This is a genomic window from Streptomyces sp. NPDC058683 (assembly GCF_042716195.1).
Lineage (GTDB): Bacteria > Actinomycetota > Actinomycetes > Streptomycetales > Streptomycetaceae > Streptomyces.
This window is the reverse complement of record NZ_JBHXSK010000087.1, coordinates 1-21,115: the sequence shown is the minus strand read 5'-3', so window position 1 is coordinate 21,115 and position 21,115 is coordinate 1. Positions and strand designations below refer to the sequence as shown.

Genomic DNA, 21,115 nt, shown 5'->3' with positions numbered 1-21,115 from the left:
TTCACCGTGCTGCACAGGTCGTCCCCGCATCCTTTCTAATCCGCTCATATGAGTGTCAATTAACCGGAGCCTCAGATTCTCCGCAAAGGCACCGGATAAGGTTGCGGACATGACTCAGTCGCACCCCAGGATCAGCAAGGCTGTCATTCCCGCGGCAGGCCTCGGCACCCGGTTCCTGCCGGCCACCAAGGCCACTCCCAAGGAGATGCTGCCGGTCGTCGACAAGCCGGCGATCCAGTACGTGGTCGAGGAGGCCGTGTCGGCGGGGCTCGACGACGTCCTCATGATCACCGGACGTAACAAGCGTCCCCTGGAAGACCACTTCGACCGCAACTACGAGCTGGAATCGGCGCTCCAGAAGAAGGGCGACGCCAGCCGGCTCGCCAGGGTCCAGGAGTCCAGCGACCTGGCCACCATGCACTACGTGCGCCAGGGCGACCCCAAGGGCCTCGGCCACGCCGTGCTTTGCGCGGCCCCGCACGTGGGCCACGAGCCCTTCGCCGTCCTGCTCGGCGACGACCTGATCGACCCGCGCGACCCGCTGCTCCAGCGCATGATCGAGGTCCAGGAGCAGCACGGCGGCAGCGTGATCGCGCTCATGGAGGTCGCTCCGGAGCAGATCCACCTCTACGGCTGCGCGGCCGTGGAGACCACCGCCGACGGCGACGTCGTCAAGGTGACCGGCCTGGTCGAGAAGCCGGACGCGGCGGACGCCCCGTCCCACTACGCGGTCATCGGCCGCTACGTCCTCGACCCGCACGTCTTCGACATACTGCGGCGCACCGAGCCGGGCCGCGGCGGCGAGATCCAGCTCACCGACGCCCTGCAGCAACTCGCCCAGGACGAGAAGGTCGGCGGCCCCGTGCACGGCGTCGTCTTCAAGGGCCGCCGCTATGACACCGGCGACCGCGGCGACTATCTGCGTGCCATTGTCAGACTCGCATGCGAACGTGAAGACCTGGGCCCGGACTTCCGGACCTGGCTTCGCAGTTACGTAGCCGAGGAGATGCAGCAGAGTTGAGCAGCGCCGCGACCCGCCCCGCCGGCCAGGACCACCTGTGGTCGGTGGACGAGCACCTGGAGGACATCCTCACCACCATCCGCCCCCTGGAAGCCATCGAGCTGCAACTCCTCGACGCCCAGGGCTGCGTCCTGGTCGACGACGTCATGGTGCCGGTGTCGCTGCCGCCGTTCGACAACAGCTCCATGGACGGGTACGCGGTACGGGTCGCGGACGTGGCGGGCGCGAGCGAGGAGTTCCCGGCCGTCCTGGAGGTCGTCGGGGATGTCGCGGCGGGCGCGGCGGAGCTCACCCCGGTCGGCCCCGGCCAGGCCGCCCGGATCATGACCGGTGCCCCGCTGCCGCCCGGCGCCGAGACCGTCGTCCCCGTGGAGTGGACCGACGGCGGACTCGGCGAGGGACCGGTCGGGGAGATGGTGGCGCGCAGCCTCGCGCCCGAGGGCGCCGAGGGGCACGTGCGCGTGCACCGGCCGGCCGAGGCACGTGCGCACGTGCGCGCGAAGGGCAGCGACGTGCGGGCCGGCGAGCGCGCACTGGAGGCCGGCACCGTTCTCGGACCGCCGCAGATCGCGCTGCTCGCCGCGGTCGGCCGCGGCTCGGTACGTGTGCGCCCGCGCCCGCGTGTGGTCGTCCTGTCCACCGGCAGCGAGCTCGTCCAGCCCGGCGAGGAGCTGGGCAGCGGCCAGATCTACGACTCCAACAGCTTCGCCCTCACCGCCGCCGCCCGGGACGCCGGCGCCATCGCCTACCGGGTGGGTGCGGTCGTCGACGACGCCGACACCCTGCGCTCCACGGTCGAGGATCAGCTCGTCCGAGCCGACCTGATGGTCACCACGGGTGGTGTGAGCGTGGGGGCGTACGACGTCGTCAAGGAGGCGCTGGCGCACGTCGGCGACGCGGACGAGGCGGGCGGCGGCATCGACTTCCGCAAGCTCGCCATGCAGCCGGGCAAGCCCCAGGGCTTCGGCTCCATCGGCCCCGACCACACGCCCCTGCTGGCCCTGCCCGGCAACCCCGTGTCGTCGTACGTCTCCTTCGAGCTGTTCGTCCGCCCCGCCATCCGCACCCTGATGGGCCTCCCGGACGTGCACCGGCCCCGCACCAAGGCGACCCTCAAGGCGGACCGGGCGCTCGGCTCGCCCAAGGGGCGCAGGCAGTTCCTGCGCGGCGCGTACGCCGACGGCGAGGTGACCGCGGTGGGCGGCGCCGGTTCGCACCTGGTCGCCGCCCTGGCGCACGCCGACGCGCTGATCGTCGTACCCGAGGACGTGGAGTCCGTCGAGCCCGGCAGCGAGGTCGAGGTCGTCCTGCTCGGCTGACCCGCGCGCGTACCCGTTCGCCGGGCGGTCCTGCCCGGTGGTGCGCGCCGTCTTGGCGGTACCGTGTCGCGCACAGCAGGCTCGAGCGCCGTACCGCGACGGGCCCGGACCGGGAGCGCCACACAGCATGACTGAGCCTTCCCGGGGGGACACCCCCGGACGCCCTGTGCCAGACCGCCTCACGCACATCGACGACGCGGGCGCGGCCCGCATGGTCGACGTGTCCGGCAAGGACGTGACCGTGCGCACCGCACGCGCCAGCGGACGCGTCCTCGTCTCGCCCCGCGTGATCGAGTTGCTGCGCGGTGAGGGCGTCCCCAAGGGTGACGCCCTCGCCACCGCGCGCATCGCGGGCATCATGGGCGCCAAACGCACCCCGGACCTGATCCCGCTGTGCCACCCCTTGGCGGTCTCCGGTGTGAAACTGGATCTGTCGGTCGCGGAGGACGCCGTGGAGATCTGGGCCACCGTGAAGACGACGGACCGCACGGGCGTCGAGATGGAGGCCCTCACCGCGGTCTCCGTCGCCGCGCTCACCGTGATCGACATGGTCAAGGCGGTCGACAAGGGAGCGGTCATCACGGACGTACGCGTGGAGGAGAAGACGGGCGGCAAGTCGGGCGACTGGAGCCGGGCGTGAGTGCCGGGCCGTCCGCCGGTGGTGCGCCGCGCGCGCCGTACCGTGCGCTGGTGGTGACCGCCTCCAACCGCGCTGCCGCCGGCGTCTACGAGGACAAGGGCGGGCCGCTGATCGCGGCGGGACTCGAGGGCTTCGGATTCACCGTGGACGGGCCGCGGGTCGTGCCCGACGGTGATCCCGTGGCAGCCGCCCTGCGCGCGGCCGTCGAGGCCGGGTACGACGTCGTCGTCACCACCGGAGGCACCGGCATCTCGCCCACCGACCGCACCCCCGAGGCGACCCGTGCGGTGATCGACCACGAGGTGCCTGGCATCGCTGAGGCCATCCGCGCGTTCGGACGGGAGAAGGTGCCCACCGCCGCGCTCTCCCGGGGTCTGGCCGGGGTGGCGGGCCGGACACTGATCGTCAACCTTCCGGGGTCCACCGGCGGGGTACGGGACGGCCTGGCCGTCCTGGAACCGCTGCTGACACACGCCGTCGACCAGATCCGAGGCGGCGACCACCCCAGACCCAGCAGCGGGGGTGCGAGCTGAACAGCCCATCCTGGCCCGTCGTGCTGGTGGACGGCGATGTCGTCCTCCGGCCCATAAGGGTGCGCGACCAGCGGGCGTGGCGCGAGGTCAACCGGCGCAACCGCGACTGGCTGCGCCCCTGGGAGGCGACCATCCCGCCGCCCACGCCCAGCGGCCCGATCGCGCACCGGCCGACCTACCGGCAGATGGTGCGGCATCTGCGCTCCGAGGCGAACGCGGGCCGCATGCTGCCCTTCGTCATCGAGTACCAGGGGCGCCTGGTCGGGCAGTTGACGGTCGCCGGGATCACCTGGGGATCGATGTGCTCGGGACACGTCGGCTACTGGGTGGACCGGTCGGTGGCCGGCCGCGGGGTGATGCCGACGGCGGTCGCGCTCGTGGTGGACCACTGTTTCCGCACGGTTGGTCTGCACCGCATCGAGGTCTGCATTCGTCCCGAGAACCGGCCCAGCCGCCGGGTCGTGGAGAAACTCGGATTCCGTGAGGAGGGGCTGCGGCCGCGTTATCTCCACATCGACGGAGCCTGGCGCGATCACCTCGTCTTCGCCCTCACGGCGGAAGAGGTGCCCGAGGGGTTGCTCGGCCGCTGGCGGCGGGAACGCTCCCAGAGCGAGTCGCCGAAGGCGCCGGGTACGACGGGCACTCCGAACGTGCCCTGGAATCCGCAGAACACTCCAGGGAATCCCGCCTAGCCGAAAAATGGAATACGTGTTCGAAATTGATCGACTGGTGACCGTCTCAGGACATTGAATTCTCGGCTCCGACGGCTGGCTGATCGCATCGGTCACAAAAAAAGCTCGAAATATCAGCCAGATCGTGCGACACACCGGCGCAATTGGCAGATGGCCCCACGCAAACCCCTCTACCGTGTGAGGCGTGAGCAGCAGCGGCCTCATCTACGCAGTCATTGTCGGGGCCTGGGCCGCCTACTTGGTGCCGATGTGGCTCCGTAGGCAGGACGAGCTGAACGAGGCCCGTCCGACGGAACGCTTCAGCACCGCCATCCGGCTGCTGTCCGGACGGGCGGGGATGGAGCGCCGATACGCCAAGGACCTGCGGGCGCGCTCCGCCTCTGAGGGGGAGCAGGACGCCGGTGATCCGGACGCCGTCACCGACTCGGTGGACGTCCGGGCCTTCGCCATGCCTCCGACCCGCCGTCAGGTCCGGGCCGAAGCGGAGCCGGAGGCACCCGGGCGCCAGGAACCGGCGCGCGACCAGGCGGTCGCGCCGGCGGCCAAGTCCCCGTCCACACCAGCCCGTCCGGCAGGCGCCACGCCCGCCCCGGCATCCACCCCCGCGCGCAAGCGAGTTCCGGCCGCGCGGCGCGCATCCTCGGCACAGACGGCCGAAGCACGCGCCCGGCGTACGAAGGCACTCGCGCGCCGTCGGCGCACCACTGTGTTGCTCTTCGTCGCGTTCACGCTGGGTGCGATCGTCGCGGCCGTCGGGGGGCTGGCGTTCCTGTGGGCGCCGGGCGTACCCGCCGTCATGCTCAGCGCCTACATCGCCTACCTCCGCGCACAGGAGCGCCGGCGCTTCGCCTACCAGATGGACCGGCGTCAGGCCGAGGTCGCCGCACAGCGGTTGCGGGAGCGCCAGCCACGGCGGCGCGCGCCTCTCGACCCGGGCGCGGTCGCCGACGAACCGGACGAGGGACCAGCGGCCGAGACCGACCCCGGCCTGTCCGCGCTCGCCGCTGACCGGCGCGCCCTCGTCGAACAGACCGACCACGCCGAGTGGGTCGACCAGCAGCGCGAGCGGCAGCGGCGGCCCGGGCACGGGGACAGCTGGGACCCGGTGCCGGTGCCACTGCCGACGTACGTGACCGCGCCGGTCGCGCCCCGCGCCACCTCCGACGTGGACCTGGGGGCGCCCGACGCCTGGAGTTCGGCCCGGTCCAGCTCCGTCGCGCCGGAGCAGGAGACCAAGCCGGTCGCACCGGAGACCGAGGCGGAGGCGCCGGAGACCGACGCCGACGACAAGTCGGCGGACGGCCGGACCGACGCGCGTCGCGCGGCCTCCGCGCGCCGGGCACGCGAGCGCGGCCGCACGCCCCTGTTCGACCAGTACGAGGACGGCGACCGCCCGCGCGCGGCCAACGAGTGACACCAAGAGAGCGCGGGGCGCCCCCGGTACCCCGGTCCTGACCAGTCAGGGAACGGATTTCCAAGCACCCCGACAGGGATGCTAGAGTTTCACTCGTTGCAAGGGCCTGTGGCGCAGTCTGGTAGCGCACCTCGTTCGCATCGAGGGGGTCTGGGGTTCAAATCCCCACAGGTCCACTGCACGATGAGATCCCGGCGATCATGATGATCGCCGGGATTTCTGTCGTTTCCGGGACCTCCCGACCGGGTGGCTGCGAAGGGCGAGTTGGTCCAGGGCTGACGGCCGGGTGGCCACCCGGCCGGATCGGTAGAGCAGTTGGGGTCGACGTGGCGGCAGCCCGACGCCGGGGGCGGGGTCCTGCCTCGAACGGCGCCCGTCGAACGACCGGGCGTGACGTGGATTACAGATTGCCCCGTAGGGTCTTCGCGTAGCAGCGGCTCGACTCGTAGTGGCGGTAGTAGCCGAACTTCACGCACGGCTCGTAACCGCTGGAGGTGTACAGGGCGATCGCCTCCGGCTGCTTGATGCCCGTCTCCAGGACCATGCGGAGGCGGCCGGCCGTGCGGGCGTCGTCCTCCAGGGCCGCGAGCATGCGGCGGGCCAGGCCCCGGCCGCGCACCCCCTCGATGACGAACATGCGCTTGAGTTCGGCGTCGCCGTCCTCGTTGCCCTCGCCGTTCTCGTCCTGGCTGCGCCAGCCACCGGTGGCCACGGGACGGTCGGACTCGTCGTACGCGATCAGGTAGACGCCGTTCGGCGGTGCGAAGTCGGCCGGGTCGAGGGCCGTGGCGTCGCCACCGTCGCCGTAACGCAGGTGGTACTCGGCCTGGACCTCGTCGTTCAGCTTGATGGCGTCGGGGTGGTCGAAGGCAACGCGACGTATATTCATGTAAGGCATCGTATATTCGTGCAGGCGGTGAACGCGACGGGCGTGGGGACTGCGTCCAGTGTGCCGGTATCGTGCCCTGGTGCTGACTGTGACCTCGGTGAATGTGAACGGACTGCGGGCCGCCGCGAAGAAGGGCTTCGTGGAGTGGCTCGCGGAGACCTCCGCGGACGTGATCTGCCTGCAGGAGGTGCGCGCGGAGCCGCAGCAGCTCCCGGAAGGGGTGCGCGCGCCCGGCGGGTGGCATGTCGTGCACGCCCCCGCGTCCGCCAAGGGGCGCGCGGGTGTCTCCCTGTACACCCGGCGCGAGCCGGACAGCGTGCGCGTCGGCTTCGGCTCTGACGAGTTCGACGCGAGCGGGCGCTATGTCGAGGTCGACCTGCCCGGCGTCACCGTCGCCTCCCTGTATCTGCCCTCCGGGGAGGTCGGTACCGAGCGGCAGGACGAGAAGATCCGGTTCATGGACGAGTTCCTCGCCTACCTGAAGGAACTGCGCGAGCGGGCCGCCGCCGACGGGCGCGAGGTCGTCGTCTGCGGCGACTGGAACATCGCCCACCAGCAGGCCGACCTGAAGAACTGGCGCGGCAACACCAAGAACTCGGGCTTCCTGCCGGAGGAGCGGGAGTGGCTCGGCAGCGTCCTGGACCCGGCCGACGGCGGCTACGTCGACGTCGTACGCGCTCTGCATCCGGACGTCGAGGGGCCGTACTCCTGGTGGTCCTACCGGGGGCGGGCCTTCGACAACGACGCGGGTTGGAGGATCGATCTCGCCGTGGCGACCCCTGGGCTGGCCGCCCGCGCCGTCAAGGCGGTCGTCGAGCGAGCCGCCAGCCATGATGAACGGTGGTCGGATCACGCCCCTGTGACGGTGGTCTTCGAGAGGTGACGCGGACCGGTGCCCTCGCCGAGTGTGAAGGACAGGCGTGAGTTGTCCGGCCCGAGCAGGCGTCCCGGGTCGCCGCCGCAGTGCCCCTTGCCGACCGTGACGAGGCGCCGCTTTCGAGCGGCAGCTATCTAGTCCCTCTTGCGCAGCCGCCGGTCCAGGGCCAGGGACACCTCCGCCTCCACCACGCTCCGGGCCAGGGGGCGCAGGCGCTCCATGTCCTCCTGGGGGCCGTGGCGCAGGACGAGTTCGGCGAAGAGTTCGGCGAGGGCGTCGGCGTGCTCGCGGACGCTTCGGCCCGCCGCCAGGACCTCCGCGAGCGGGAAGCCCTCGCGGACCAGGGCCTCCGAGGCGTCCAGCAGGCGGCGGCTTATGTGGACGATGTCGTCGCCGTCGGTGCCGAGGTAGCCGAGGTCCAGGGCGGCGGCGAGGTTCTCCGGGGTGGCCTCGCCCTCGAAGCGGGCGGCGAGTTCCTCGGGGGTCAGGCGGACCGGCTCCTCCTCGGTGGGGGTGCCGACGCCGAGCAGGTCGGCGACGTCCCGGCCGTGCTCGAAGGCCTCCGCCAGCTCCGCGATGCCGTTCAGGGTGTGGCCGCGTTCCAGGAGCGCCGAGATCGTGCGCAGGCGGGCCAGGTGATGGTCGTCGTACCAGGCGATACGGCCCTCGCGGCGGGGTGGCGGGATGAGCTTGCGCTCGCGGTAGAAGCGCACTGTGCGCACGGTGATGCCGGCCAAGCCGGCCAGTTCCTCCATGCGGTACTCGCGGCCGCCGCCCTGGTCGGGGTGCCGGCCGGGGGCCGTGGAGGTCTTTCGCGCGCCGTGGTCTGCCACGTGCGCAGCCTATGTTGTACCGCCGGTAACTTTCCTCCGGCCGACCCCTACCCATCAGTACGGAGCTGCTCTACAGTCCAACCGTGCCAGCGTTCACTGGCGTAATCATGGTCGATGTGTGGAGGCTCCGGATGGCCCAGCACGAGCAGGTACGGGTGGCGGTGATCGGGTCCGGGTTCGGCGGGCTGGGCGCGGCCGTGCGGTTGCGCCGGGAGGGGATCACCGACTTCGTCGTCCTGGAACGGGCCGGCAGCGTCGGCGGCACCTGGCGGGACAACAGCTACCCGGGGTGCGCCTGCGACGTGCCGTCCCACCTGTACTCCTTCTCCTTCGCACCCAACCCCGACTGGCCGCGTACCTTCTCCGGGCAGGAGCACATCCGCGCCTATCTGGAGCACGTCGCCGATGTCTTCGGGCTGAGGCCCCACCTCCGCTTCGACTCCGAGGTCAAGCGGATGACCTGGGACACGGAGAAACTGCGCTGGGACATCGAGACGGCCGCCGGTTCGCTCTCCGCCGATGTCGTCGTCTCCGCCACCGGGCCGCTGTCCGACCCGAAGATCCCCGAGATCCCGGGACTGGACTCCTTCCCCGGCAAGGTCTTCCACTCGGCCCGCTGGGACCACGACTACGACCTGCGCGGCAAGCGGGTCGCCATGGTCGGTACCGGCGCCTCCGCGATCCAGATCGTGCCCGCCATCCAGCCCGAGGTCGCGAAACTCACTCTCCTCCAGCGCACGCCCCCGTGGGTGATGCCTCGCGTGGACCGTGCCATCAGCGCCGCCGAACGCCGGATGCACCGGGCGCTGCCCTTCACCACCCAGGCCCGGCGCGGGTTCCTGTGGGGGATCCGGGAGCTCCAGGTCCAGGCGTTCACCAAGCGTCCCGACGAACTCGGCCTGGTCGAGAGCCTCGCCAAGCGCAACATGGGGCGCGCGATCAAGAACCCCGCGCTGCGCGCCAAGCTCACGCCGGACTACCGCATCGGCTGCAAGCGGATCCTGCTGTCCAGCACCTACTATCCGGCGCTGGCGCAGCCCAACGTGGACGTGGTGGCGAGCGGGCTGAGCGAGGTGCGCGGGTCGACCGTGGTGGCCGCCGACGGCAGCAGTGCCGAGGTCGACGCGATCATCTTCGGCACCGGCTTCCACGTCACCGACATGCCCATCGCCGAGCGGGTCGTCGGCGCCGACGGGCGGACCCTCGCGGAGGCCTGGAAGGGCGGCATGGAGGCGCTGCGCGGTGCCGCTGCCGCCGGGTTCCCCAACTGGATGACGATCATCGGGCCCAACACCGGCCTCGGGAACTCCTCCATGATCCTCATGATCGAGTCCCAGCTGAACTACATGGCCGACTATCTGCGCCAGCTCCATGTCCTCGGGGGGCGTGCGGCCCTCGATGCGCGCCCCGCCGCCGTGGCCGCCTGGAACCAGAAGGTCCAGGAACGCATGAAGCGCACCGTCTGGAACACCGGCGGCTGCACCAGCTGGTACCTGGACGCGAGCGGCCGTAACACCACCATCTGGCCCGGCACGACGACGGAATTCCGGCGCGCGACCCAGCGGGTGGATCTCGCGGAGTACGAGGTGGTCCGCGCGCCCCTGACCAACGGCGCGGACGGCGCGGACGGCGCGGACGGCGCGGACGGCGCCAAGTCCGCTGCGGAGGTGGGAGCGTGAGCCGGCTCACCCACGTGACCACCGGGCCGTACGCTCCGCCCGCGCCCGCGCGTGAACTCATCGCCGTCTCCGCCGACGGCGCGCGCCTGCACGTCGAGGTGCACGGCCCCGAGAACGCGCCCCCCGTCGTCCTCGCCCACGGCTGGACCTGCTCGACCGCCTTCTGGGCGGCGCAGATACGGGAACTGGCCGCCGACCACCGGGTCATCGCATACGACCAGAGAGGGCACGGGCGCAGTCCCGCGAGCCCCGCGTGCACCACCCAGGCGCTGGCGGACGACCTCGAAGCGGTCCTCGCGCACACGCTCGCACGCGGGGAGCGGGCCGTGATCGTCGGGCACTCCATGGGCGGCATGAGCGTCATGGCGGCCTCCGCGCGTCCGCGCTTCCGTGAGCACGCCGCCGCGGTCCTGTTGTGCAGCACCGGCAGTTCGCGGCTGGTCGCGGAGGCGCGCGTCATACCGATGCGCGCCGGGGCGGTGCGCACCTGGCTCACGGCGCACGTCCTGGCCTCGCGCGCCCCGCTCGGACCGGTCACGCCCGTCGCCCGGAGCATCCTCAAGTACGCCACCATGGGCGCCGGTTCCGCCCCGCACATGGTGGAAGCGTGCGCGCGGATCGTGCACGCCTGCCCGCGCGCCGTGCGCCACGCCTGGGCGCTCGTCCTCGCGCATCTCGACCTCGACGACGGCGTACGGGAGTTGCGCGCGCCCACGGCGGTCATCAGCGGCGCGTCCGACCGGCTCACGCCCCTTCTGCACGCCCGCGCGCTGGTCGCAGCCCTGCCGCACTCCCTCGGTCTCACCGAGCTGCCCGGCATGGGCCACATGACTCCGGTCGAGGCGCCGGAACTGGTCAACGGAAAGATCCGGGAACTGGTCACCGCGTATGTGACCGACACCCCCGGCCTAGCCGGCGCCGAGGCGCCCGGGCGGATCAAGGAGGGCTCATGAGCAGGGTCGGTCTCGAAGGACAGGTCGCCGTAGTCACCGGAGCGGCGCGCGGGGTCGGCGAGCTGCTCGCCCGCAAGCTCTCCGCGCGCGGGGCGAAGGTCGCGCTGGTCGGACTGGAGGAGGAGGCGCTCAAGGAGGTCTCCGGGCGGCTGCACACCGACAGTGCGTACTGGTACGCCGACGTCACCGATCACGAGGCGATGAGCCGGGTGGCGCGGGAGGTCAAGGAGCGGTTCGGGAAGGCCGACATCGTGGTGGCCAACGCCGGGGTGGCGAACGGCGGTCCGTTCGCCGAGTCGGATCCCGAGGCCTGGCGGCGGGTGATCGAGGTCAACCTGATCGGCTCGGCGGTGACGGCACGTGCGTTCCTGCCGGTGCTCACGGAGAGCCGGGGCTACCTGCTGCAGGTGGCGTCGCTGGCCGCGATCACGCCGGCGCCCATGATGACGGCGTACTGCGCGTCCAAGGCGGGCGTGGAGGCGTACGCGCACAGCCTGCGCGCCGAGGTCGGCCACCAGGGGGTGCGGGTCGGGGTCGCGTACCTGTCCTGGACGGACACCGACATGGTGCGCGGCGCCGACCAGGACGAGGTGATGCGGGAGCTGCGGCAGCGGCTGCCGTGGCCGTCGAACAAGACGTATCCGCTGGGCCCCGCGGTGGACCGGATCGTGGCCGGGATCGAGCGGCGCTCGGCACACGTGTACGGACAGTGGTGGCTGCGGGGGATGCAGGGCGTGCGCGGGTACCTGCCGGCGCTGATAGGGACGGTCGGGCAGCGCGAGATGAAGCGGTTCGCGCCCCGCTTGCAGGGCATGCGCACCGGGCTCGTCGGTGCAGGTGGGGCGGCTGATGAGGAGGCGCGCGCTACGCACCGTCATTGATCGAAATGCGGGCTGTAGCGCCCCGTGTGAGTCTGGTCGAGGCCCCACCAATGGGCCAATCCCCCTCACCCACCACGGGAGTGAACCCACATGGGTATGAAGGACAAGGCCGGCAAGACGCAGGGTCAGGCCAAGCAGAAGATCCGCGAAGGCCAGGAGCAGGCCAAGCAGCGCGGCCAGCAGACGACGCCGGAGCACGGCCGGCAGACGACGCCGGAGCACGGCCGGCAGACGACGCCGGAGCGTGGCCGGCCGGCGACGCAGCAGCGTGGCCAGCAGGCGACGCAGGAGCGTGGCCAGCAGATGCGTGAGCGCGGCCGCCAGAACATGGATGACACCGAGCAGGAGATGCAGGACCGGTTCAACCAGGACTACGACGCGTAGTCGTTGTACTGGCTCGGCCGAAGTATGTGGGGCGCCCTTCGTTCCGGAGGGCGCCCTGCGTTTTGGGCGCCTCAGGGGGCCGTCGGCCGCGGGGGCAGCTTCGGGCGGGATCTGTCCGGGGTCTCGCTGTAGTCCGGGGGGAGTGCCGCCGGGTGGTCGGTCAGGAGGTCCAGGGCCAGTTGGATCGCGTCGTCCATCTCGACGTGACGGCCCTCCGCCCAGTCCAGCGGGGTGCGCAGGACCTCCACGTCGGGAGCGACGCCGTGGTTCTCGACGGACCAGCCGTAGTCCTCGAACCAGGCCGCGTTCATCGGCACCGTGATCACCGTGCCGTCGCCCAGCCGGTGCCGCCCGGTCATGCCGACGACCCCGCCCCAGGTGCGCTGCCCGAGGACCGGGCCGAGCCGCAGCAGCTTGATCGCGGCCGTGATCATGTCACCGTCGGAGGAGGTCGCCTCGTCGGTGAGCGCGACGATCGGGCCGCGCGGCGCGTTGGAGGCGTACGACACCGGCTGCGCGTCCCTCGTCAGGTCCCAGCCGAGGATGGTCCGGGTGAGTTTCTCCACGACGAGTTCGCTGATGTGGCCGCCCGCGTTGCCGCGCACGTCGACGATGAGCGCGGGGCGCGAGACCTCCATGCGCAGATCGCGGTTGAACTGGGCCCAGCCGGAGCCGCCCATGTCCGGGATGTGCAGATAGCCGCACCTGCCACCGCTCGACTCCCGTACCACCGCACGGCGTTTGGCTACCCAGTCCTGGTAGCGCAGCGGCCGTTCGTTGATCAGCGGGAGGACGGCGACCCGGCGCGGCGGCCCCGGCTCGCCGTCGCCCGGCACGAACGTCAGCTCCACCGTCGTACCGCCCGCTCCCGCGAGCAGCGGATACGGGCCGGCAACCGGATCCACCGGCCTGCCGTCCACGTGCGTGAGCACGGCGCCCTCCCGGATCCCCGTGCCCGCCAGCGGTGACCGTGCCTTGGAGTCGGAGGAGTCGCCGGGCAGGATCCGCTTGACCGTCCAGCCGCCGTCCCGGCGTACGAAGTCGGTGCCGAGCAGGCCCTGGAAACGCTGGTAGTGAGGTGGGCCCTCGTTGCGGCGGGCGGGGGTGACATAGGCGTGCGAGGTGCCCAGTTCGCCGAGGACCTCGCGCAGGAGGTCGGCGAACTCGTCGGGGGAGGCGACCCGTTCGACCAGCGGACGGTACTGGTCGAGGACCCCGTCCCAGTCGATGCCGCACATTCCGGGGTCCCAGAAGTAGTCGCGGATGAGGCGGCCGGCCTCGGCGTACGCCTGCCGCCACTCGGCGGGCGGGTCGACCTGATGCAGGATGCGGCGCAGATCGATCCAGACGGTCGAGTCGGCGTCGCCGGACTCGGTCGACGGCACGGCCCGCAACTCGCCCTCGTCGACCACGACCAGGCGGCTGCCGTCGCCGCTGACCGTGAACCAGTCCAGGTGGTCCACGAGTTCGGACTTTTTCGCCTTGCTGATGTTGAAGTACTCCAGGGTGGGCCGGCCGCTGGTGTCCGCGGGGTTGACGAAGGTCTCGCCCAGCGCGCCCGAGATCGGCCAGCGCAGCCAGACCAGACCGCCGCCCGCGACCGGGTACAGCGCCGAGTACTTGGAGGCGGTGACCGGGAAGGGGGTCACCCGGCTCTCCAGTCCCTCCACCTCGACCGTGACTGCGCCGCCCTCGCCGGGCTCCTCGTCCTCGACGGGGTCCAGACCGCCCGCCGCAGGCCGCCCGTCGGGGCTGAGGGCGAAGGGGGAGGGGGTCGCCGACGAGAGCGGGACCAGGTACGGGCGGCAGCCCAGCGGGAAGGACAGGTCGCCGGTGTGCACGTCGTACACCGGGTCGAAGCCGCGCCAGGACAGGAACGCTAGATAGCGGCCGTCGCGGGTGAAGACGGGGTTCTCGTCCTCAAAGCGGCCGTTGGTGACGTCGATGACGAGCCGGTCGCTGATGCGGGCCAGCTTGATCTGCCGCAGCGAACGGCCGATCCCTGGATGCGACCAGGTCAACCATGACCCGTCCGGTGAGAAGGCCAGATCACGGACCGGACCATTGATCGACTGGATCAACTCGGTGACCACGCCGTCGGAGCCTTCGCCGTCAACGGAATCAATGCCGTCAGGAGCAGCGGCATCAACATGGTCAATACCGTCAATGGAATCAACAGAACCGACAGAATCAACCGAGTCGGCTGGATCGGCGGAATCGGCAGCATCGGCAGCGTTGACGGCATCAACAGCATTGACGGCATTGACTGCGTCGACGGAATCAACAGATGCCTCGACGCCCTCAACATCCTCGGTCACGTCGATCAGCAGCAGCCGCCCGTCGTGCGCCGCCACCGCCAGCCGCTCGCCCAGCGGGTCGGACACCAGTTCAAGGACCCGGCCCAGTCTCCCGGAGGCCAGCCGGCGCGGTGGGCGGTCGCCGCTCGCCCGGGGCAGGTGGGCGATCTCGACCGCGTCCTCGCCGCCGGCGTCCGTGACGTACGCGATCTGCCCGGTCGAGCCGAGCATCTCCGGGAGCCGCACCCGTACCCCCGGCGTGTCGGCGATGGTGCGCGCCGGGCCGTCGCGGTGGGTGAGCCAGTACAGACTGCCGCGTACGACGACGGCGCTGGCCCGTCCCGTCTCGTCGACGGAGACGCCGTCGACGTGCTGGGCGGCCGGCACCTGGTAGGGGCGGCGCCCGGCGCGCGGCCCGGACAGCCGTACGTCCAGCCTGCGCGGCGCCGAGTCCGGGCCGAGGTCGTCGACGAGCCACAGGTCGCCCGCGCACTGGTACACCACCCGGGTGCCGTCGCTGGCGGCGTGCCGGGCGTAGAAGGCGTCGTGGTCGGTGTGCCGGCGCAGGTCGGAGCCGTCGTAGGCGCAGGAGTAGAGGTTGCCGACGCCCTCGTGGTCGGAGAGGAAGGCGATCCGGCCGGCGACGAACATCGGGGAGTCCAGATGGCCGCCGATGCCGGCGAGCAGCCGCTGCCCGTGCAGCCAGAGCCGGCCCATGGCGCCGCCCCGGTAGCGCTTCCAGCCGGCCGGTTCGTGCGGCGGGGTGCCGGTGAGCAGCAGGGTCCTGCGCTCGCCCTCGAGGTCGGCGACCTGGATGTCGGAGACCGGCCCCCAGGGCAGCTTGCGGCCCGGGTCGCCGTCGGGGGACACCTTGTAGGCCCAGGTGAAATAGGAGAACGGCTGCCCCTGGGAGGCCACCGCGAGAATGTCGCCCTCCGGGGTCCAGCCGCACACCTGGGTGTCGGCGCTGCCCCAGTACGTCAGCTGCCGGCCTGGCCCGCCGTCCACGTCGGCCAGGTGGATCTCGGGCACCAGGCTGCGCCAGCTCGTGTACGCGACCTGACGGCCGTCCGGCGAGAAGCGCGGATGGCCGATCTTGGTGCGGTCGACGGTGAGCCGCCAGGCGCGGCCCGGGGCGTCCAGCGAGGTCAGCCAGAGGTCGTCCTCGGCCACGAAGCACAACAGGTCACCGTGGAGATGCGGCAGGCGCAGATAGCTCACCTCCCCATGCTTTTCCTGGTGCAGTGGCCCAGCAACTCGTGGGCACGCGCGCGTGGCCGACACACGTGAGAGAGCACACGTACGAAACGGTTTCGTTTCTCTAGATCTCGGGGTATCTTCAACATGTACGCATCGAGGTGCCGACGGAACAGGGAAGGGTGAGTGGCATGACTGAGGTCGCAACGGCGCGTCGCAGTCGGATCACGCCCGAGCGCGAGGCCGAGCTGTACGAGGCGGTGCTCGACCTGCTCCGTGAGGTCGGCTACGACGCCGTCACCATGGACGCCGTCGCCACCCGCACCAAGTCCAGCAAGGCCACCCTCTACCGCCAGTGGGGCGGCAAGGCCGAGCTGGTGGCCAAGGCGGTACGGCACACCAAGCCGGGGGGTGCGGGCTTCCACGGCATCGACACCGGCTCGCTCCGGGGCGATCTGCACGCTCTCACCCTGCGCTCGGACGACTGCGAGATGGAGCAGAACTCCGCGCTGATGCGAGGTCTCGCCATGGCGATCCATGGCAACCCGGACCTCCTGGAAGCGTTCAAGGAGCATCTGATCGGGCCCGAGATGGCCGATTTCAACCAGGTGCTGCAGCGGGCCATCGACCGGGGTGAGGTCCGTGCGGACAACCCTGCGATCGACTTCGTGATGCACATGATGATCGGTGGATTCGCCGCCCGTTCCCTGATCGACGAGCAGCCGCCCAACCAGGCCTTCCTCCTGTCGTACATCGACGCCGTGGTGCTCCCCGCACTCGGCGCGCCCACCACCGGCTGACCCCTCCCCACAGCCAGCCCACCTGACGCCTCCGCTCACGTCGTCGGGCCGATCACCCCTGCCACCCACCGGGTTGATCACCCCTGCCCTGAATACCCCACGACCTGACCGGGAGTACGCCCTCGTGGCCACGTTTCTCTACAAACTGGGCCGGCTCGCCTTCAGGCGACGGCACTTCGTCGCACTCATATGGGTGGCGCTGCTCACCCTCGCCGGAGTCGGCGCGGCCAGTGCCCCCGCCGCCGGCAACACCTCCTTCTCCATCCCCGGAACCGAGGCCCAGAAGGCCTTCGACCTGCTGGACCAGCGCTTCCCGGGCACCAGCTCCGACGGCGCCACCGCGCGCGTGGTCTTCAAGGCGCCGGCCGGCGAGAAGATGACGGACAAGCTCAACAAGGCGACCGTCAAGGACACCGTCAAGGAACTGTCCGAGGGCTCCGAGGTCGACTCGGTCGCCGACCCCTACAAGGGCAAGGCCGTCAGCAAGGACGGCACCATCGCGTACGCCTCGGTCAAGTACAAGGTCTCCGGCATGGAGCTGGAGGACTCCTCACGGGACGCCCTGAAGGCGGCCGCGCAGGACGCGCGGGACGCCGGGCTGACCGTGGAGATCGGCGGTGACGCGCTCAGCGCCACGCCCGAGACCGGCTCCAGCGAGGTCATCGGTATCGCGATCGCCGCGGTCGTCCTGGTCATCACGTTCGGCTCGCTGCTCGCGGCCGGGTTCCCGCTGCTCACCGCGATCATCGGCGTCGGTATCGGCGTCTCCACGATCACTGCCCTGGCCAGCGCCCTCGACCTGGGCTCCACCACCTCCACACTGGCCACGATGATCGGCCTCGCGGTCGGCATCGACTACGCCCTGTTCATCGTCTCCCGCTACCGCGCGGAACTCGCCGAGGGCCGCGAACGCGAGGAAGCCGCCGGCCGCGCGGTCGGCACGGCGGGCTCGGCGGTCGTCTTCGCCGGTCTGACGGTCGTGATCGCCCTGGTCGGACTCTCCGTCGTCAACATCCCGATGCTCACCAAGATGGGTGTGGCCGCCGCGGGCACGGTCGTCGTCGCCGTCCTGATCGCCCTCACCCTCATCCCGGCGCTGCTCGGCTTCGCGGGCCGCAGGATCAAGCCCACCGGCGAGAAGAGCAAGCTGCTCGGCGGCGGCCGCGCGAAGAAGAAGCACGCCGACAAGCCCAACATGGGCACCCGCTGGGCCAGCTTCGTCGTACGGCGCCCGGTCGCCGTCCTGCTGCTCGGTGTCGTCGGCCTCGGCGCGGCGGCGGTCCCCGCGGCCTCCCTGCAGCTCGGCCTCGGCGACGACGGCTCCCAGCCGACCTCGACCACCCAGCGCCGCGCCTACGACCTGCTCTCCGACGGCTTCGGCCCCGGCTTCAACGGACCGCTCATGGTCGTCGTCGACGCCGAGGACAGCGCCCACCCGAAGTCGGCGTTCAAGAAGGTCGACAACGAGATCAAGGGCCTCAAGGACGTCGTCACGGTGACCCCGGCCGCCCCCAACAAGGCCGGCGACACCGCGACCATCACCGTCATCCCGAAGTCCAAGCCGTCCTCGACCACCACCGAGGACCTGGTCCACGCGATCCGTGACCAGGGCGCCGAGATCACCGCCGACACGGACGCCAAGGTCCTGGTCACCGGCTCGACGGCGATGAACATCGACGTCTCGCAGAAGCTCAACGACGCCCTGATCCCCTACCTGGTCCTGGTCGTCGGCCTCGCCTTCCTCCTGCTGATCGTGGTCTTCCGCTCGATCCTGGTCCCGCTGAAGGCCGCCCTCGGCTTCCTGCTCAGCGTGATGGCGGCGCTCGGCGCCGTGGTCGCGGTCTTCCAGTGGGGCTGGCTGTCCGGCCTGCTCGGCGTCGAGGAGACCGGCCCGGTCATGTCGATGATGCCGATCTTCATGGTGGGCGTCGTCTTCGGCCTCGCCATGGACTACGAGGTGTTCCTCGTGACCCGGATGCGGGAGGCGTACGTCCACGGGGAGAAGCCGAACCAGGCCGTCGTCACCGGCTTCAAGCACGGCGCACGGGTCGTCACGGCCGCCGCCGTCATCATGATGGCCGTCTTCTCCGGCTTCATCGGCTCCAGCGAATCCATGATCAAGATGATCGGCTTCGGCCTCGCGATCGCCGTCTTCTTCGACGCGTTCATCGTCCGCATGGCGATCGTCCCCGCCGTACTCGCCCTGCTCGGCAAGCGCGCCTGGTGGCTGCCGAAGTGGCTGGACCGCCTGCTGCCCAACGTCGACGTCGAGGGCGAGGGCCTGCGCGCCCTGTCCGACAAGAACGCCGACAAGAACACCGGCGACGACTCCGGCAGGGACGACGAGGACCGGGAGCTGGTACGCGCCTGACGCGCGGCTCGTGAAAGACCGCCGGTGAGGGTCCGTGGGGACGGGGCGCCCTCACCGGCTTTCTCGTGCCCGCACGGACCGCGGCGTCCACCACGGCCACCGGGCCTCGGGGTTAACCGTTCGCGTCACCTCGGCCGCCCTGGTTAGCGTGCTCCTCATGACGACGACAGCCGCCACTGACGCCGATGCCGCGGGCTCCGGAGCCCACCCTCGTTTCGCCGCCGCCCTGGAGGAGCTGGGGCTCGGGGAGCTGACCTCGCGGGTCCGGCGGTTCCCGGACGCGGCCCGTACCGCGGCGGAAGCCGCCGCGGCGATCGGGTGCGAGCTGAGCGAGATCTGCAAGTCGCTGATCTTCGCGGCCGACGGGGTGCCGGTCCTGGTGCTGATGGACGGCGCCTCCCGGGTCGACCTGGAACTCGTCCGCGAGCAGCTCGGCGCCGGCAAGGTGACCCGGGCCAGGGCGGACGTCGTACGCGAGACGACCGGGTACGCCATCGGGGGCGTGCCGCCGTTCGGGCACCGCACACGCACGCGCGTGCTCGCCGATCGCGCGCTGCTGCGGCACGACGTGGTGTGGGCCGCAGCGGGCGATCCCCACGCCGTCTTCCCGATCACGCCCGCGGCCCTGGTCGAGCACGCCGGCGCCACCGTCGTGGACGTGCGCGAGCCCACCGGGTGAATTCACCGGTCGCCGCGGCCGTGCGTGAGCCCACCGCGTGACCCCACCGGTCCCCGCGGTAGTGCGTGAGCCCACCGCGTGACCCCATCGCGTCACCTCACCGCGCCACCCCACCGGTTGCCGCGGCCGTCCTGGTCGCCGCGGTCACGCACGCCGGTCGGACGACGGGCGGGCCGTTCTGGCCTGCCAGGACGCAGCTGACGCAGGACGCAGCCGGCGCCACGGAGCGCGGCTGTGGACCGCACCGGCTGCGCGGTCGGGTCCCTCCTCGCGGTGGCAGGCTGCGCCCCCGTCCGCTCCGGCGCCAAGCCTGCTTTCGGGCCAAAGGACTTGCCGTTGCCTTGACGAACCGTTCTTCGAACGTTCAGTCGGCCGCCTGTGTCTGGGTTGTGTGTTCTCCGTAGGGTCCCTGCGAGTTGCGGAAGAAGGGACGCATGGGACTCATGGACACACTCCACGCAGTCCGGGCCCGAGGGATCACCAAGTGCTTCGGCGACATCGTCGCACTCGACGGTGTCGACCTGGATGTGACGCAAGGTCAGATCCACGGCCTGGTAGGACCGAACGGCGCCGGCAAGACGACACTGCTCGGCCTGCTGCTGGGGCTGGCCGTCGCCGACGGCGGCCGGCTGGAGATCCTGGGGACGCCGGTCGAGCGGACACTCGCCGCCCCCGACGGCGTCGCCGGCTTCGTGGACGCGCCCGGTCTCTACCCCTCGCTCACCGCCCGGCAGAACCTCGCCGCGCTGGCGGCCCTGCGCGACCTGGACACGGGGCCGGCGGGCATCGACGGCGTGCTCGGCGAGGTCGGGCTCACCGATGTCGCCGACGACAAGACCCGCGGCTTCTCCCTGGGCATGCGCCAGCGGCTCGGGCTCGCCGCCGCCCTGCTCACCCGGCCCCGGCTGCTCGTGCTCGACGAGCCGTCCAACGGCCTGGACCCGGCCGGCAAGAGACATGTGCACCGTGTCCTCAACCGGCTCGCCGCCGACGGAACCGGCGTGGTCCTCTCCAGCCACCGCATGGACGACCTGGAGGCCCTGTGCTCCGAGGTCACCATCCTCGCCACCGGACGCGTCGTCTTCTCCGGCCCGCTGAGCAAGCTGGCCGCCGAGAACCGTGAACTCGACTACCGGCTGCGCGTCTCCGACCCCGAGGCCGCGCGCCGGGTCGCCGCCGACACGGCGGGCATCCGGATCGTCGACGACAGCGGCGTACGACACGACGCCGACGTACTCGTCGTACGCGCACTGGTGCCCGCCCTCGACGAACTCGTCGCGGAGGTCGTGCGGTCGGGCGTCGCGGTGCGCGAACTCGCCCCGGTCGTCTCCCCGCTCGAAGCCGCGTTCCTCGCCCTCACCGAGCACCAGGAGGCCGGCCGATGACCACCGCCACCGCCACCGCCCCCGTCGTCACCGAACCCGCCGGCGCCCGTCGTGTCCCGGTGTCGCGCGGCTACCGGTTCGAACTCGTCAAACTGGTCTCCCAGTGGCGGATCCGGCTGGTGGTGCTCGCCTGCTGGATCGCGCCGGCGCTCTTCGTCGCCGGGGTGAGCGGGCAGAGCACGCTCCCCGCCGACACGCTCTTCGGCCGCTGGATGCATGCCACGGGCTGGGCCGGACCGCTGGTGATGCTCGGTTTCGCGGGCACCTGGGC

General features: G+C 71.2%; 18 protein-coding genes, 1 tRNA gene and 1 pseudogene. 17 read left to right on the top strand and 3 right to left on the bottom strand.

Features of this window, described 5'->3' with window-relative positions:
- The first annotated feature begins 109 nt into the window (after positions 1-109).
- The 7 genes from galU to ACFWXC_RS50320 all read left to right on the top strand — a co-directional run bounded on the left by galU (position 110) and on the right by ACFWXC_RS50320 (position 5,795).
- Positions 110-1,021 carry a UTP--glucose-1-phosphate uridylyltransferase GalU gene (gene galU, locus ACFWXC_RS50350; RefSeq protein ID WP_384490585.1) on the top strand — a complete coding sequence of 304 codons (912 nt, stop codon included), beginning with the start codon at positions 110-112 and terminating at the stop codon, positions 1,019-1,021.
- Entirely contained in the window at positions 1,018-2,340 is a 1,323-nt protein-coding gene (glp, locus tag ACFWXC_RS50345; protein ID WP_384490583.1) for a gephyrin-like molybdotransferase Glp, read from the top strand. Before galU ends, glp begins: the two co-directional genes overlap by 4 nt.
- 127 nt (positions 2,341-2,467) lie before the next feature.
- Positions 2,468-2,980 (top strand): cyclic pyranopterin monophosphate synthase MoaC, encoded by a 513-nt coding sequence (gene moaC, locus ACFWXC_RS50340; RefSeq protein WP_384490581.1) that lies wholly within the window; start codon positions 2,468-2,470, stop codon positions 2,978-2,980.
- Positions 2,977-3,513, top strand: a complete 537-nt coding sequence (locus ACFWXC_RS50335; RefSeq protein WP_384490579.1) for a molybdenum cofactor biosynthesis protein B — start codon at positions 2,977-2,979, stop codon at positions 3,511-3,513. Before moaC ends, ACFWXC_RS50335 begins: the two co-directional genes overlap by 4 nt.
- A 20-nt stretch (positions 3,514-3,533) precedes the next feature.
- Positions 3,534-4,205 carry a GNAT family N-acetyltransferase gene (locus ACFWXC_RS50330; protein WP_384490577.1) on the top strand — a complete coding sequence of 224 codons (672 nt, stop codon included), beginning with the start codon at positions 3,534-3,536 and terminating at the stop codon, positions 4,203-4,205.
- Between the two features lie 184 nt (positions 4,206-4,389).
- Positions 4,390-5,619 (top strand): gephyrin-like molybdotransferase receptor GlpR, encoded by a 1,230-nt coding sequence (gene glpR / locus ACFWXC_RS50325; protein WP_384490575.1) that lies wholly within the window; start codon positions 4,390-4,392, stop codon positions 5,617-5,619.
- Between the two features lie 102 nt (positions 5,620-5,721).
- A tRNA-Ala gene (locus ACFWXC_RS50320) sits at positions 5,722-5,795 on the top strand.
- 224 nt (positions 5,796-6,019) lie between these two features.
- Here the strand turns inward: ACFWXC_RS50320 and ACFWXC_RS50315 are convergent.
- Positions 6,020-6,508, bottom strand: coding sequence for a GNAT family N-acetyltransferase (locus ACFWXC_RS50315; protein ID WP_384490573.1), 489 nt, complete (start codon positions 6,506-6,508; stop codon positions 6,020-6,022).
- Positions 6,509-6,566: 58 nt separating this feature from the next.
- Between ACFWXC_RS50315 and ACFWXC_RS50310 the strand changes: the two genes are divergently transcribed.
- On the top strand, positions 6,567-7,391 hold the full coding sequence (locus ACFWXC_RS50310; protein WP_384490571.1) for an exodeoxyribonuclease III: 825 nt from the start codon (positions 6,567-6,569) through the stop codon (positions 7,389-7,391).
- 128 nt (positions 7,392-7,519) lie between these two features.
- Here ACFWXC_RS50310 and ACFWXC_RS50305 read toward each other — a convergent pair whose 3' ends face one another.
- Positions 7,520-8,140, bottom strand: coding sequence for a MerR family transcriptional regulator (locus tag ACFWXC_RS50305; RefSeq protein ID WP_384490603.1), 621 nt, complete (start codon positions 8,138-8,140; stop codon positions 7,520-7,522).
- 209 nt (positions 8,141-8,349) lie between these two features.
- On the opposite strand from ACFWXC_RS50305, the gene ACFWXC_RS50300 reads away from it, so the two are divergent.
- From ACFWXC_RS50300 to ACFWXC_RS50285, 4 genes are all read left to right on the top strand, one after another.
- Entirely contained in the window at positions 8,350-9,897 is a 1,548-nt protein-coding gene (locus tag ACFWXC_RS50300) for a flavin-containing monooxygenase (RefSeq protein WP_384490569.1), read from the top strand.
- Entirely contained in the window at positions 9,894-10,850 is a 957-nt protein-coding gene (locus ACFWXC_RS50295; RefSeq protein ID WP_384490567.1) for an alpha/beta fold hydrolase, read from the top strand. Before ACFWXC_RS50300 ends, ACFWXC_RS50295 begins: the two co-directional genes overlap by 4 nt.
- A complete protein-coding gene (locus ACFWXC_RS50290; RefSeq protein WP_384490565.1) occupies positions 10,847-11,731 on the top strand; it encodes an SDR family oxidoreductase in 885 nt (294 codons plus the stop codon). The genes ACFWXC_RS50295 and ACFWXC_RS50290 overlap by 4 nt, the downstream gene beginning before the upstream one ends.
- A 96-nt stretch (positions 11,732-11,827) precedes the next feature.
- Positions 11,828-12,115, top strand: coding sequence for a hypothetical protein (locus ACFWXC_RS50285; RefSeq protein ID WP_384490563.1), 288 nt, complete (start codon positions 11,828-11,830; stop codon positions 12,113-12,115).
- A 71-nt stretch (positions 12,116-12,186) separates the two neighbouring features.
- On the opposite strand, the gene ACFWXC_RS50280 is transcribed toward ACFWXC_RS50285, so the two are convergent.
- Positions 12,187-15,633, bottom strand: coding sequence for a S41 family peptidase (locus ACFWXC_RS50280; protein ID WP_384490561.1), 3,447 nt, complete (start codon positions 15,631-15,633; stop codon positions 12,187-12,189).
- Between the two features lie 167 nt (positions 15,634-15,800).
- Here ACFWXC_RS50280 and ACFWXC_RS50275 point away from each other — a divergent pair, with 167 nt between their 5' ends.
- The 5 genes and pseudogenes from ACFWXC_RS50275 to ACFWXC_RS50255 form a co-directional block, all read left to right on the top strand.
- Entirely contained in the window at positions 15,801-16,409 is a 609-nt protein-coding gene (locus tag ACFWXC_RS50275) for a TetR/AcrR family transcriptional regulator (RefSeq protein WP_384490559.1), read from the top strand.
- 124 nt (positions 16,410-16,533) lie between these two features.
- Positions 16,534-18,780 carry an MMPL family transporter gene (locus ACFWXC_RS50270; protein ID WP_384490557.1) on the top strand — a complete coding sequence of 749 codons (2,247 nt, stop codon included), beginning with the start codon at positions 16,534-16,536 and terminating at the stop codon, positions 18,778-18,780.
- A 157-nt stretch (positions 18,781-18,937) separates the two neighbouring features.
- Positions 18,938-19,459: a YbaK/EbsC family protein gene (locus ACFWXC_RS50265; protein ID WP_384490555.1), complete on the top strand. Its 522-nt coding sequence runs from the start codon at positions 18,938-18,940 to the stop codon at positions 19,457-19,459.
- Between the two features lie 443 nt (positions 19,460-19,902).
- A complete protein-coding gene (locus tag ACFWXC_RS50260; RefSeq protein ID WP_384490601.1) occupies positions 19,903-20,844 on the top strand; it encodes an ABC transporter ATP-binding protein in 942 nt (313 codons plus the stop codon).
- A pseudogene (locus tag ACFWXC_RS50255) lies at positions 20,841-21,115 on the top strand (ABC transporter permease); the annotation flags it as partial. The gene ACFWXC_RS50260 and the pseudogene ACFWXC_RS50255, both read left to right, overlap by 4 nt.